Annotated in this window: 10 protein-coding genes; 2 read left to right on the top strand and 8 right to left on the bottom strand. The window is 38.1% G+C overall.

Annotation, left to right across the window (positions count from 1 at the left end; translation table 11 throughout):
- Positions 1–57: 57 nt before the first annotated feature.
- From ACFOUY_RS17165 to ACFOUY_RS17195, 7 genes are all read right to left on the bottom strand, one after another.
- Positions 58–2157 (bottom strand): penicillin-binding protein, encoded by a 2100-nt coding sequence (locus tag ACFOUY_RS17165; protein ID WP_378962428.1) that lies wholly within the window; start codon positions 2155–2157, stop codon positions 58–60.
- Positions 2147–2584, bottom strand: a complete 438-nt coding sequence (locus ACFOUY_RS17170; RefSeq protein WP_378962429.1) for an FtsL-like putative cell division protein — start codon at positions 2582–2584, stop codon at positions 2147–2149. The genes ACFOUY_RS17165 and ACFOUY_RS17170 overlap by 11 nt, the downstream gene beginning before the upstream one ends.
- The gene (gene rsmH / locus ACFOUY_RS17175) at positions 2581–3486 is read right to left on the bottom strand and encodes a 16S rRNA (cytosine(1402)-N(4))-methyltransferase RsmH (RefSeq protein ID WP_378962430.1); all 906 of its coding nucleotides are present in this window, start codon (positions 3484–3486) and stop codon (positions 2581–2583) included. The genes ACFOUY_RS17170 and rsmH overlap by 4 nt, the downstream gene beginning before the upstream one ends.
- Positions 3476–3943: a division/cell wall cluster transcriptional repressor MraZ gene (gene mraZ, locus ACFOUY_RS17180; protein WP_378962432.1), complete on the bottom strand. Its 468-nt coding sequence runs from the start codon at positions 3941–3943 to the stop codon at positions 3476–3478. Before mraZ ends, rsmH begins: the two co-directional genes overlap by 11 nt.
- Before the next feature lie 486 nt (positions 3944–4429).
- Positions 4430–6118 (bottom strand): sodium/sugar symporter, encoded by a 1689-nt coding sequence (locus tag ACFOUY_RS17185; protein ID WP_378962433.1) that lies wholly within the window; start codon positions 6116–6118, stop codon positions 4430–4432.
- A gap of 75 nt (positions 6119–6193) precedes the next feature.
- Positions 6194–7525 carry a xylose isomerase gene (gene xylA / locus ACFOUY_RS17190; RefSeq protein ID WP_378962434.1) on the bottom strand — a complete coding sequence of 444 codons (1332 nt, stop codon included), beginning with the start codon at positions 7523–7525 and terminating at the stop codon, positions 6194–6196.
- Between the two features lie 17 nt (positions 7526–7542).
- A complete protein-coding gene (locus ACFOUY_RS17195) occupies positions 7543–9021 on the bottom strand; it encodes a xylulokinase (protein WP_378962436.1) in 1479 nt (492 codons plus the stop codon).
- A gap of 364 nt (positions 9022–9385) precedes the next feature.
- Here ACFOUY_RS17195 and uxuA point away from each other — a divergent pair, with 364 nt between their 5' ends.
- Entirely contained in the window at positions 9386–10558 is a 1173-nt protein-coding gene (uxuA, locus tag ACFOUY_RS17200) for a mannonate dehydratase (RefSeq protein WP_378962437.1), read from the top strand.
- A gap of 48 nt (positions 10559–10606) precedes the next feature.
- Here the strand turns inward: uxuA and ACFOUY_RS17205 are convergent, their stop codons facing one another.
- Complete coding sequence (locus ACFOUY_RS17205) at positions 10607–11632, bottom strand: LacI family DNA-binding transcriptional regulator (RefSeq protein ID WP_378962438.1); 1026 nt, start codon at positions 11630–11632, stop codon at positions 10607–10609.
- Between the two features lie 371 nt (positions 11633–12003).
- Between ACFOUY_RS17205 and ACFOUY_RS17210 the strand changes: the two genes are divergently transcribed.
- Complete coding sequence (locus tag ACFOUY_RS17210; protein WP_378962439.1) at positions 12004–14544, top strand: heavy metal translocating P-type ATPase; 2541 nt, start codon at positions 12004–12006, stop codon at positions 14542–14544.
- The last annotated feature ends 880 nt before the right edge of the window (positions 14545–15424 follow it).

Genomic DNA, 15424 nt, shown 5'->3' on the forward strand with positions numbered 1-15424 from the left:
TGAATGAATGTCTTTGTTAATCTATCATCCGTTCAATCTTTAATTCAATAATTCATTTTAATCTAGTTGTATATCAACTGCTAATCCTTTACCCACTTTCGTCCCAGCTTGCACTGATTGCCGTATCACTCTTCCCGAGCCTGTTACTCTTGTTTTTAATCCTGCATTTCCCAATAGATATAGCGCATCCTTTAAACCCATTCCAGCCACATTTGGCATTACCCCTTTACGCTCGTTGTTTTCTTGAAAAATTGTTCCTGCGCTTGTATCTATGGTGTTATAATATTCTGATTTAGACGCAAAAAGTGGCTTAAATCCAAATGCCCTGTAAACTTTTTGGGTAGCCTTACTTTGTCCGGATTTTGTAGGAGGATTTCCTGTATTACCGACCAGTCGTTCAGGTACGTCGTTATACATTTGCATATCGCTAGCGTAAATTCTATCTGCAATCTCTCTGAAAACCGGACCAGAAACCAAAGCACCGTAGTAAGAACCCTTTGGATCATTAATAACTACAATAAGTGAGTACTTTGGCTTATCAGCAGGGAAATAACCCACAAAAGATGCCTGATACTGTTTATTTGCTTTATAGCCTTTGTTTGCATCTGCAACCTGTGCTGTACCTGTTTTACCCGCAATTTTATAAAGCGGATTGTAAACAATTTGCTTACCACTTCCTTCAGTAACCACACCCTCAAGCATCTTTTTAATTTTACTCAAAGTAACATCAGAGCATATTTGTTCGTTAATTACACGTGCTTTAAACTGTTCAATAGGGTTACCCAATCTTCTTATTTCCTTTACAAAAATTGGCGCCACATACTTACCGTTATTCGCAACAGCGTTATAAAATGACAACATTTTAAGCGGTGTAAGTTGCATTTCATAACCATAAGCCATTTGTGGTAAGGTCATATTTTTATTCCAACTTTTATTTTCCGGATTTTTAACAACTGGTTTTGCCTCCCCAGGAATTTGAAGTTGAAGCTTTTCGTTTAAATGCCACTCGTACAAATGATCTGTAAATTTTGATGGATTTTCTTTATAGTTACTATTTATCAGGTAAGCAATAGCGGCATTTGAAGATTGCTCGAATGCTTTTTTTACCGTAACCACCCCAATACTCCCGTGCGAATCCTTAATCAAGTGCCCAGGAATTTGATAATTCCCTGTCGCGACCATTGTATTGGTATCTACCTTTTTATCTTCTAGCAAAGCCATATATGAGGCCAATTTAAAAGTTGAACCAGGATCCTGATTTCCAGCGATGGCATAATTAAACTTTTCTTTATAAACACCTTCTTCCACTTTCGAAAAATTAGCAACTGCCCTGATTTCGCCAGTCGCAACTTCCATTAAAATAGCGGTACCGTGATCAGCTTTACTTGCAATTAATTGCTTTTCTAAAGCACTTTGGGTCAAATCCTGCATATTCACATCAATAGTAGAAATGATATCTGCTCCATCTTTTGGCGCTACTTCCTCTTCTTCATTAACCGGTACATAAACGCCACCAGCAATACGCTGCATTAACCTTCTGCCGGTTTCTCCGTTTATATATTGAGTGTAAGCTCCTTCTAAACCAACTCCATTTGCAACATTCGCATTTTTATAACCTATGGTACGTGCCGCTAAAGCCTTGAAAGGCAGAATGCGCTTATTTTGTTGCACGGCGATTAAACCACCACTAAACTTTCCGATATTATATAATGGAAAGGTTCTGATGGTTTTTAAATCTGCATAATTCACTTTACGTCGAATCAGCAGGTAACGTGCACTATCTTGACGACCACTCCGAAGCATTCTTGAGTACTCTTTTGCCGTTTTATCCTGAAATAACTGGGCAAGTTTAAAAGCCAAAGAATCTACCTTTTCGTTAAAGACCTTATCATCAGCAATACCGCCAGCGAACATATCCATATGCAATTCATATTCCGGAACTGACGTGGCAAGCAAGCTTCCATCATTAGAATAAATGTTTCCACGGGTAGCCTCAACGGCCATATATTTTGTAGAAAGACTATCTGCCATAGCTTTCCACTTATGCCCCTGCACAAACTGCACCTGCCCAAGACGTAAAAATACCGCCAAAGCAAAAAGCACGATTAAGCCAAATGCCAGATATACACGAAGCAATATATTTGCTCTAATATTCATCGCTTTTAACAATTAGTTTTTTTGGTGGTTCAATTAATTCTTTTATTCCAAGAGTATCTACTTTTTTGGCAACTTCGGTTAGTTTACTTTTAAACATCAGGTCTGCCTTTAAGGATTTATACTCCCATCTTAACTCTTTAACTTCTTTATTTAGCTTATCAATTCGGCGAACATTATTCACTGCAAAATGACTATTTGCGATATAAACCATGCACAAAAGCGCCAGAAAGCACAAAAACGGCAATGCATCTGTTGCCGCTTCTTTTGATATTACCCCTTCTGTAAAAAATTTTCCGATAAAAGTTTCACTAAACTTTTTATCATCTTCTGATTTTACTTTTTCAGTTTTAACCCTTTCGGATTTTATCTTCAATTCAGGTTCAGGGCTGAATTCCTCATCATCTATATCTTCTCTGAACTTGTTCATATCTTCTCCGCTATTCTTAATTTCGCACTGCGAGCCCTGTTATTTTGAGCAATCTCTTCATCAGAAGCGATTATTGCTTTGCGTGTAATAACATTAAACGGCTTCTGCTGATTGCCGAAAAAATCCTTTTCAACTTCCCCTTGAAATTTACCTTTCGCCATAAAATTTTTAACTGGTCTATCTTCTAAAGAATGATAAGACATCACCACTAAATGACCACCAGGTTTTAATACATCGGCAGCTTGCTGCAGAAAATCCTCAAGCACTTTTATTTCTGCGTTTACCTCGATTCTTAATGCCTGGAATACCTGTGCTAAATATTTATTCTCTTTTCCCTTTGGGATATATGCTGAAATAGCTGATTTGAAACTATCGATATCCGTGTAAGATTTCTCTAAACGAGCCGTCACCACCGCACGGGCTAAAGATTTTGCATTTTTAACCTCGCCATAGATTCCGAAAATTTTATGCAACTTATCTTCAGAATAAGTATTCAAAACCTCGGCAGCAGTTAAAGAGCCGTTTCTATCCATTCGCATATCTAAATCTGCATTGTGACGAATAGAAAATCCACGTTCGGCAACATCAAATTGATGAGAAGAAACACCTAAATCGGCTAAAATACCATCTACCTGCTTAAATCCTTTTAAACGAAGGTTGTTTTTAAGAAATCCAAAGTTCTGGTCGATAAAGATAAATCTGGGATCGGTAGGGATATTTTTTTGTGCATCCAAATCCTGATCAAAAGCAATCAGTCTGCCGTTTGGACCCAAATGTTTCAAAATTTCTTTCGAATGACCACCGCCACCAAAAGTTACATCAACATAAACACCATCCGGCTTGATATTCAATCCATCAATGCAAGGCTGAAGCATTACTGGTACATGATAATTACTCTCCATCAGTACCTCCTTTTTTAGGAACCATCACTTTTTGAGCTAATGCTGCAAAATTTGCTGGTGTGCTATCTAAAATATCTTCGTAAGCATTTTTATCCCAAACCTCTATACGATCGAGCTGGCAAGCAAGAACAATATCAGAACCTATACCAGCATATTCGCTAAGTGATTTTGGCAACAATACACGACCGGCAGCATCCAGAGAAAGCTCTGAAGCACCACGAGTAAAAGCCCGGATGAATTTTCTATTTTCCTCATCATACACATTAAGTGTACTTAGCTGAACAACAATACCATCCCAAACGCTTTTCGGATAAATAACAAGATTTTTTTCGAAACCCCGGTTTATAACTAAGCCCTCACGCTCAACATCAGGCAATTGTTTCTTAAGCGCAGCAGGTACCATAAGGCGTCCCTTTGCGTCAAGTTTACAATCGAATTCTCCCAAAAGTTGAGTCATAGTGGTATTTACACTTTTTATGTAGTGTAAAAGTAAATAGTTCTACCACTTTTTACCACTTTTTACCACAAAAAAGTTTTCCACATACTTTTTCTCCCACTTGGACTGCAAAAAGATAAGAAAAAAAAATCGTAAGAAATATAAGAAATCAGCTTAAACACTGATAAAAAGCGAGTTATATCAAAAAAATAAAATTTTTAAAAATCTATATCTCACTAAAAAAATAATTTATTCATTACCCAATAAAGAATTCAAATCTAAGCACATTGCATACATTTTAGCCAAAATTTTACTCACATTAGCAGGAATAAGAGCCAGCCGAACTTTTTATGTTATCTGCTAATCAGGATAAACAGATTAGCTATAAAAAAAACCCAAACCACACAAATCTAGTGACCTGCATGGGTTGGGTTTAAAAAAATTATTAAAATTATAGCTAGCCATCAATAAATAGCCGCTAATTTAGAATAGGCTTACCTATTATTCCTACCAGTAAACACTATAAAGCGCAACAATTAAACCTATAATAATTAATGCACCAACGGCAAAGCTTTTTGATGTTTTAAACATTTTAACATCAATTTCTAAGCCTTTCTCATTTACTCCTTTTTTACTCTCTATCATACTTATAATATACATTCCTATTATGCAGAAAATAAATACAAAGCCCATCCTATCAAGAAATGGAATTTCATACAACATCGTGCCGTTTTCTTGCTTAACAAGTTTAGAGAAGCCCATGCCTGATAACCAGGAAAGATCTGTTAGTTTAGGTAAGAACTTTAATAACAACGAGAGACCAAAACCCCCAATTGTGGCAAATAACGCCGCATTTGAAGTTGTTTTTTTCCAGAAAAAGCCCAGAATAAACATGGCAAAAATACCAGGAGAAACGAAACCAGTATATTCTTGAATATATTGAAAGCCGCCTTTTTTATCGATACCTAAATGAGGTGCAATTAACACGCCTAAAACCATGGCTACAACGATGGTAATTTTTCCGGTTAAAACAAGATTCTTCTCAGTCGCATCGGTTTTAAGAACTTTTTTATAAATATCTAAAGTAAAAATAGTTGCAATACTATTGGCTTTACCAGCTAAAGAAGCAACAACCGCTGCAGTTAAAGCTGCAAAAGACAAGCCTTTTAATCCGGCGGGCAATAAATTTAAAAGCACCGGATATGCCCTATCGGGATTTACCGAACCATCCTGCAACATCTCTGCCTGGAATGCACCGTCTTTATATAAAACATAAGCAGCTATACCAGGTAACACGACAATAATCGGCATTAAAAGTTTCAAAAACGCTGCAAATAAGATACCACTACGTGCAGTTTTTAGATCAGCACCTAAGGCCCTTTGAGTTATATACTGATTGCAACCCCAATAGTTTAGATTTACAATCCACATACCACCAACCAAAACACTCAAACCTGGTAAATCGATATAATTTTCGTTATCTGGTTTCAGAATCATGTGAAAATGTTCTGATGCTTTAGAAGTCATCAGGTTATAGCCTTCCAGGACTCCTTTTGTTCCATAATGATCGGAAACCAAATTTAAGGCCAGATAGGTTGTGGCAAGCCCACCTAAAATTAAAAAGAATACTTGTATAACGTCGGTATAGCCAATTACCTTCATTCCACCAAGGGTAATTATAATTGCAAAGCCAGCGATGGCATACATACAGAAATCAATATTGAAGCCTGAAATACTACTAACCGCCAGAGCACCTAAATACAGGATGGAAGTTAAATTTACGACAACATATAACAAAAGCCAGAACACAGCCATTATCATTGCCACGGTACCATTATAGCGCTGATGCAGAAATTGGGGCATTGTCGAAATCTTATTTTTCAGATATACTGGAATAAAAAATACGGCGACCACAATTAGCGTAGCTGCAGCCATCCATTCATAAGTTGCGATTGCCAATCCCATTTTAAAACCAGAGCCACTCATTCCAATAAACTGTTCTGCAGAAATATTTGAAGCAATTAAGGAAGCTCCAATTGCCCACCAGGTTAAAGAACCCTCGGCCAGAAAATAATCTTTTGAACCAGTTGAAGCAGATTTCTTTTTATTGTAAATGTAAAGCCCGTAAGCGGCAACAATGACGAAATACACCAAGAAGACGATGTAATCCTTTGTATCAAGTAAGTTATTTTTCATTAATTTATTTGGTTAGGTTTAATATGCCATATAATCAAATATAGATTATATGGCAATAAAAACTTTATAAAAGTTTTAAATATATCTGTTTATAATGTTCTCCAGATATTCCTGCTTTCCGCTAATCACTTTAGGCTCCCCGTTTTCGGCAGCATAATTTCTTAAATCTTCTAAAGTAAGTTTTCCTTGCTCAAAATTAGCCCCTTTACCACTATCAAATGAAGCATAACGATCTGTTCTTACTTTTTTATAATCTGATTTTTGAAGAATGGCATCGGCAGTAATCAGCGCTCTGGCAAAAATATCCATACCCCCAACATGTGCATAAAATAAATCCTGCGGATCAGTTGAATTACGTCTGATTTTTGCATCAAAATTAACACCACCGCCTTGTAAACCACCACCTTCTAAAATGATAAGCATGGCTTCTGTAAGTTCATTAATATCGTTTGGAAACTGATCAGTATCCCAGCCATTTTGGTAATCGCCACGATTTGCATCAATTGAACCTAATAAACCGCTATCAACAGCAACCTGAAGCTCATGCTGAAAAGTATGTCCAGCTAGCGTTGCATGATTGACCTCAAGATTAAGTTTAAAATCATTTAATAAATCATATTGCTGCAAAAATCCTTTCACTGTAGCCGCATCATAGTCATATTGATGCTTAGATGGCTCGCACGGTTTAGGTTCAATAAAAAAGGTACCCTTGAAACCTTGTTTGCGAGCATAATCTTTGGCGGTATGTAAAAATTTAGCCAAATGCTCTTGCTCGCGTTTCATATTAGTATTCAGCAAACTCATGTATCCTTCTCTGCCTCCCCAAAACACATAATTTTCTCCTCCTAATGCAATTGTTGCATCTAAAGCCGATTTAACCTGGGCAGCACCATGCGCTAATACATGAAAATCGGGGTTTGTAGATGCACCATTCATATATCTTTTATGGCTGAACAAATTTGCTGTTCCCCAAAGTAATTTCACACCACTTTCGGCTTGTTTTTCTTTAGCGTAATCAACCAGCATTTGTAATCTACGCTCGTTTTCTAAAACATTATCCCCATAATCTACAACATCCACATCGTGAAAACAATAATAAGGAATTTGCATTTTGGTAATGAATTCAAATGCAGCATCCATTTTATCTTTGGCACGTTCGACTGCATCTTTCTTTTCATCCCAAGGAAAAACATGAGTAGCACCTCCAAACGGATCGGCACCATTTCCGTTAAAAGAATGCCAATAGGCGCATGCAAATTTAAAATGTTCGGACATGGTTTTTCCTGCCACCGTTTTATCTGCATCATACCATCTGAATGCAAGAGGATTATCGCTTTGCAAACCCTCGAATTGAATCTGTTTTATTCCCTTAAAAAATTCAGTTGTTCCTGTTACTACTTTTGTCATTTTATTATCTTTTGTAATTATTTTAATGCTTTGATTAACAAATTTTTCCAATCGCTATAAACCTGTTCATATTCTAGTGAGTTTTTTGGCTCCAAATAGCGCAATACCTTATGTTGTGAAAATGCTTCCTGATTATTTTTAAAAATACCCGCTCCAATTCCTGCTCCAAGGGCAGCACCTACGCTCCCGTCGTTTTCATATAATTCTACAGGAACTCCTGTTACATCGACAAACGTTTGGGCGAATAAATCACTTAAAAAAAGATTTGCCAAGCCGGCCCGAATCACTTTTGGACGCATGCCATTTTCACGCAGAATATCTAAGCCGTAACGGAAAGAGAAAGCAATTCCTTCCTGAACACTCCGAAAAATATCTGAGCGACTATGCAGATTTAAGTCAATGCCATGCAGCTGTGCACCAGTATATTTATTATTTAACATGCGCTCCGCACCATTACCGAACGGCAACACCTTAATACCTTTACTACCTATGGGTGATGAGGCTGCAAGCTTGTTCAGCTCTGCATAAGATTGATTAGGCGCAAAATTCTCTTTAGCCCAGCGATACATACTGCCCGTTCCATTGATACAAAGTAAAACACCTGTATGTTTATCTTCATTTGAATAGGTGACATGAGCAAAGGTATTTACACGAGATTGCTCATCGTATGTTAATTCATCGCTAACACCGTAAATTACACCAGAAGTTCCGGCTGTTGCAGCAACTTCTCCAGGCTTTAGAACATTTAAAGACAATGCATTATTAGGCTGATCTCCTGACTTATAAGCAACCGGAATACCTTCAGTTAAGCCCAACAATCTGGCTATACCCGCACTTAAATAACCATGTTCAGAAAACAAGGGTTTAATATCGGGGAGGAGATTTTTATCCAGGCCATAAACTTTTAAAACATCCTCAGAAACTTCATTTTTTCTGAAATCCCAAAAAACACCTTCCGAAAGCGCCGCAATACTTGTAGTGATAGCGCCTGTGAACTTCATGGCAATGAAATCGCCAGGCAACATTATTTTATCTATTTTACTAAAGAGTTCGGGTTCGTTATTTTTAACCCAGGCCAGCTTTGATGCGGTAAAATTACCTGGCGAATTTAACAAACTATGTAAACATTTTTCATGTCCGATGGTGTCAAATGCTTTTTCGCCTAGTTCAACAGCCCTACTATCGCACCAAATTATACTATCGCGTAAAACATTCTGTTCTTTATCTACAACAACTAACCCATGCATTTGATAGGCGATGCCGATTGCAGTTATTTCTTTAGGGTTAAAAATTTCCAGGGCATTTAATTTCAATATCGCCTGCTGTGTATTGCGCCACCAATCCATCGGCGATTGCTCTGCCCAGCCAGGCTTAATTGATTTAATTTCGGTTTCAACTTCGGGATACTGAACAGTAGCCAAACACTTTTGCGTACCTGCATCAACAACTGATACTTTAATAGAAGAAGTGCCTATATCGATACCTAATAAATACATATATGGTTTAAATTTTAAATGGTTATGCAAACGGTTGCATAAAGATGGTTATTAATTTATAAACTCCAAATTTTTTATTAAAAAATCAAGAAATACTTTCTGTAGTTTATTCGTTCAGAGGCAAAATACTCACTTAAGCTTCTTCATAAATACTCGACCTTAAGACGAATTTACAAAGAAATAAAGAGCCTATTCGTTTGGTTAATGGCGATTATTAGAGTCTAAGTATATTAAGCTCTAATAAAACAGCAATGAGAATTAACTAGCAACCGATTGCACAAAATATTTTAATTTATGCTTTTAAAATTTTAAAAATGGTGTATTTTTAGCTGCTCAGATTCCATTAAGCTTAAAAAAAATTGATATGAAAATGATTGAAACCATGCGCTGGTATGGTCCCGAAGATATTGTTAGCTTAACCAACATTAAACAGGCAGGCTGTCAAGGCGTAGTAACTGCACTTCACCATGTCCCGGTTGGCGAAATTTGGACAATAACAGAGATTGAGAAAAGAAAAACTGAAATTGAAAAGCATGGTCTATTTTGGAGTGTTGTAGAAAGCTTACCAGTACACGAAGACATTAAAAAACGAGCCGGAGCATATCAAACATGGATAGAAAATTATAAAATTAGTCTTTATAACCTGGCTCATTGCGGGATTAAAGTAATCACTTATAATTTTATGCCTGTGTTAGATTGGATGCGAACAAACTTAAAATACGAAACAGAAACAGGTGCGTTAGCCTTACGCTTTGAAAAAGCTGCCTTTATTGCATTTGACATATTCTTATTAAAAAGAACAAATGCAAAAGATGATTATTCAAATGCAGAAATAGAAAAAGCAACCGCTTACTTTGAAGCCTTAAATGATACGCAACGAAACGAACTAATGGGAAACTGTTTGCAGGGCTTGCCTGGCAGCAAAGACCATTTCACTACCGAACAGGTTTTAACACTGCTCGATGGCTTTAAAGGAATAACTACCGATGTATTAAAAAATAATCTCATTCAATTTCTAAAAGAAATTACACCGGTAGCTGATGAACACGATATGCAAATGGCTATTCACCCAGATGACCCACCCTACCCTATCCTAGGCTTACCAAGAATAATGAGTACAGAAAATGATGCCAATTACATTATTGAACAGGTTCCCAATAAATCTAATGGCTTTTGTTTTTGTAGCGGCTCATTTGGTGCCAGACCAGATAATGATTTACCTGCAATGATGGAAAGATTAGGCTCCAGAATATACTTTCTGCATTTAAGAAGTACACAAAGAGATAGTGAAGGGAATTTTTATGAAGCAAATCATCTCGAAGGAAATGCAAATATGTTTTCTTTGGTTTCTAATGCAGTTAAATTAATGCACAAAGAAAATAGAGCAATACCGATGCGACCAGATCACGGGCATCAAATGCTAGATGATTTAAACAAGAATCCTTATCCGGGATATTCGGCAATTGGACGTTTAAAAGGTTTGGCAGAAATACGAGGACTAGAAATGGGTATAAGAAAAAGCCTTTTTAATGAATAAACTATTAAGTAAGAGATTACTCTTCATTGTCCCTATTGGCAATATTTATTAACCAGGAAGAGTTTTTGAAGTAGATTGTCTTTCAACCACAGTTGGATCTAGTACAATGTGTTCAATATTTTGGTAAGGATTTTCTTGCTGAATCATTTTTAAAAACATTTCTGCACATTCTTTACCAATCTGAGGTGCATGCTGATCTATCGTAGATAAATTAGGTGTAATGTATGCGGAGAACGCTTCGTTGGCAAAGCCTATCACACCAATTTCGGGCGGTGTTTCATCGATTTCTTTAAGCTTTTTAATTACGCCTAAAGCTGTAAAATCATCTCCCGCAACAATTGCATCAGGCTTATTTTCACTCCTCATCAACCGACCAGCACCAAACCTCCCATCTTTTATCGATAAACCACCAAAAATAATATGATCATCTAAAATCGGTAAATTATTTTCTGTTAGACATGCTTTATAGCCTTTAATCCTATCGTTAAAAATCTTTATTTGATGTACTGTAGTAATAAAAGCAATTTTTTTATAACCCCGGTCTATAAGATGTTGGGTGGCCATATAGCCCGCTTTAAAATCATCAAGCGTTACCGTTGGCACAATTAAATCTTCATGAACTCTGTCAAATAAAATTAATGGCTTGTTCTGCTTTACAATTTCGGCAAAATGTGAAACATCTTGCGTTTCCAAAGACATGGATGCCATAATTCCATCAACCTGCGCTTCTAATAAAGTTTTAACGCCATTAATTTCATTTTCCACCGATTCATTAGATTGATATATAATAACCCGATAGCCACTATCTTTTAATCCATCTTCGATACAATGAATAATTGAAGCAAAAAAGTGAGCTTGGACACTAGGCACTATAACGCCGATAATATGGGTTTTACCAGATTTTAATGCGGAAGCGAGTTTGTTAGGACTGTAATTTAGCTTTTTAGCCATCTCAACAACCGCTTTTTTCGTTGCATCGCTTATTGCCGGAAAATCACTAAGTGCTCTTGATACAGTAGAAACTGTAATATTTAACTCCCTCGCAATATCGTATATTGTTGTTTTCTTTTTCAAATTTTGACTTGGTGAATAAAGTTAATTACGAACTTAATAAAAGTTAGATTAACTTAACAAACTGTTCTGGAAATTTAGGGATTTAACTGAAATGATGATATTCTTTTTCCATGAAACGTAAAGGAATGGTTTTAAGATTAGAATAACTATAAAAGGTAAATTTTCTTAATGCAAATATTTATTAATCGCTTCGATTGCCGACGGGAAGATGTACCCATCTCCAAAAGATTGCGCTTTCAGGTTATGGTCAATACCGATAAAGAGTACTTGGCGGGCTTTAGATATATCGTTACCAAATATTTTGGACTATAGTGATATGGGCTACGGCGCCGGATTAACACTAAATTATTAACCTAATTAATCATCACATCATGAAACATACCTATAGAATAAACGGAATGAGCTGTCAGGGCTGCCGAACCAAGGTTGAAAATGCGTTGAATGGAATTGATGGCATTTCTGCGGAGGTCACTCTGGAACCTGCTGAAGCAATCATAACCATGGACAGGCATTTTCCGACTGGAAAGTTGCAGGAGGCATTATCAGCCGCGGGAAATTATGCTATTGAAATGGAAGCTCATGAGCCACAGGAAAATAAACCGATCCAAAACTCGTCCCGTCATTCACATCATGGACAAGGTCATGGTGAAGCTCAGTCAAAGGTGGGAAAGGAATATACCGGTGGGGTTTATTACTGTCCAATGCATTGTGAAGGAGATAAAACGTATAACAAATCTGGGAACTGTCCTGTTTGTGGAATGGATTTAGTAACGCAGCCTGAATTAATCCAGTCCACCCAGTTTACCTGCCCTATGCACCCCGAAATTATCAGGGATCAGCCGGGTGCATGTCCGATATGCGGGATGGATCTGGTGCCGATGGGCGTGAATTTGGAAGCAGAGGATAAAACCTATGGGACATTGGTGCGTAAATTCAAGATCGCGACCATTTTCACTATCCCCATTTTTATCATAGCGATGACGGAGATGATTCCCAATAATCCCATGTTTAATTTAATGGAGCTGAGATATTGGAACTGGGTTCAGTTTGTTTTTTCTATCCCTGTGGTGTTTTATGCAACACGGATGTTCTTTGAGCGTGCATGGCAATCCATAATTACATGGAAACTGAACATGTTTACCCTGATCGGTATCGGTGCGGGGGTGGCCTGGCTTTTTAGCCTTGTCGCCCTGCTTTTTCCCGATATTTTCCCAGATCAGTTCAAGACCCATCATGGTACGGTATATGTGTATTTTGAGGCAGCAACCGTAATCTTGACCCTGGTTCTGCTTGGACAGCTTTTGGAAGCGAGGGCACATGGCAAAACCAATAGCGCCATCAAGGAATTGTTAAAATTGGCCCCAAATACAGCCACAAAGATCGTAGGAGATATAGAAACGACAGTTTCCATAGATCGCATTCAAAAGGGAGATTTGTTGAGGGTGAAACCCGGAGAAAAAATACCTGTTGATGGAAGTATCAAAACAGGAGAAGCCATAATAGATGAATCCATGATCTCTGGGGAACCTGTTCCCATAGAGAAAAAGATCGGAGACAAAGTAAGGTCAGGTACTATTAACGGGAACAAAACCTTTGTCATGCTTGCCGAAAAGGTAGGCTCGGAAACACTGCTTTCACAGATCATTGAAATGGTCAATTCCGCCAGCCGGTCAAAGGCACCGATCCAAAAAATGGCGGATAGGATTTCGGGATATTTCGTTCCGGTAGTGGTGGGGATTTCCATATTGACATTCGTACTCTGGGCGATGTATGGCCCTGATCCTGCGTATGTCTATGCTTTTGTAAATGCTATTGCCGTATTGATCATTGCCTGTCCTTGTGCGCTTGGCCTTGCCACACCAATGTCTGTAATGGTGGGCGTTGGAAAGGGCGCCCAGTCCGGCATACTCATCAAGAATGCAGAATCATTGGAAAAAATGAATACGATTAATGTGGTAATTATTGATAAAACCGGAACGGTTACCGAAGGGAAACCATCAGTTGAAAAGGTTGTTAGTGCAGATCCAGATTTTGATGAAAAGAAAATCCTTGAAGCAATAGTCGCATTGAACAGCAGCAGTGAGCATCCTTTGGCGCAGGCAACACTACGTTACGGAGAAGAAAACAAGGTAAAGGTTCTGGCGATTTCAAATTTCGAGGCCGTAACAGGTAAAGGGGTAACAGGCACTCTAAAAGAGGAAAAGCTTGCTTTAGGCAACCAAAAATTGATGGAACACGTTAAGGCCAAAATCGATCCTGATTTAGAGTCGCAGGTTAGGGCTGCTCAAAAGCAGGGCAAAACAGTTTCTTATCTTGCTGTAGGAAATAAGGCTATTGGGTTTGTGGTTATTTCTGATAAGATTAAGCCATCCAGCGCTGCCGCTATCAAAAAACTTCAGGATGAAGGCTTACAGGTCATCATGTTTACAGGAGATAATGAGGATACGGCAAGGTCAGTAAGTGAAACCCTGAATCTGAATGGCTTCAGAGCTCAAATGTTACCGGAAGATAAACTCAATGAAGTAAAGAAACTGCAAGCCGAAGGAAAAAAGGTGGCGATGGCCGGTGACGGTATTAATGATGCTCCTGCATTATCTCAGGCTGACATAGGAATTGCTATGGGTACCGGAACCGATGTTGCTATTGAAAGTGCATCGATTACCCTGGTAAAAGGAGATTTGAACGGAATTGCAAAGGCTCGCCTGTTAAGCCAGAAGGTAATGGGTAATATTAAAGGTAACTTATTGTTTGCCCTAGGCTATAACATACTGGGAATTCCCCTGGCCGCTGGACTGCTCTATCCAAGTTTTGGCCTTTTGCTTTCCCCTATGGTCGCAGCACTGGCTATGAGCCTGAGCTCTGTATCAGTCATACTAAATTCTTTGAGGTTAAGGACTGCAAAAATTGATTAATACACCATAAGACTGCCCTTGGTTGAAAGTTGATTGCTGTGATGCGAATACAACCCGGGAAAATATTTTCATATTTGTGCAGATTTTATTCTGTTTGTATGGTTTCTAAGGGAACTTTTTGAAGTTTCAGACCTTGAAATTACACCATATCAATCATCACTGTATTTATTCGATCAAATCATATCAGATACATTGCTGAAAAGGAATATGAAATGTTGATAGAGGCAGAAGTAATGGGGGGGGGTGCCATAAAAAAGCAACCAAATGGAGATCATGGACAAAAGATGGTACTGTTTTTTATCCCGTGAGCCGAGATCCGCCATTTGGAGTGAAAAGATCATGCTGACCGGGGAAAGAATCGTCATTTTGGGGAAAGATCAACTGGTAATCGAAATCAGGGCTAACCAGCAGATCTCTCTAGGCTTTGACCTCTATTTCACACAGCAAAAAAAGACAGGGGTGGACCGTGGACTCCATTGAAGATCAAAACAGATTGTTCGGAGATATATCTTCTGATTGATTTTAACGGAATGTCTACCAACAATGAGCTCTGGTACAATTTCATTCAACAGCAAAGGGAGACCAGGTGATGCTATCAACGGCCTGATGACTATTGCAGGTTGATCAGTAATCAGCGATCTTAACACCCCTTAGGGAGGAATAGTTATATCTACAGAATCCTAGCCAACAAAAACAACGGATAATGACCAAAGGAATCATATTATACTATTGCCGCCTTCAGTGCTTTGGGCTTATACGAGACTTGAACAACCAGGAAATCAGCTTCCGCCTCATGCCTGTTTCAAGGATTCCAAAAAAGTTTGAGTTTGGAACTTTAAAAATTTACAATGAGCAGACCGGGTCTTCGTGCAGTTAATGT

The sequence above is a fragment of the Pedobacter jamesrossensis genome, from assembly GCF_042650905.1.
Taxonomy (GTDB): domain Bacteria; phylum Bacteroidota; class Bacteroidia; order Sphingobacteriales; family Sphingobacteriaceae; genus Pedobacter; species Pedobacter jamesrossensis.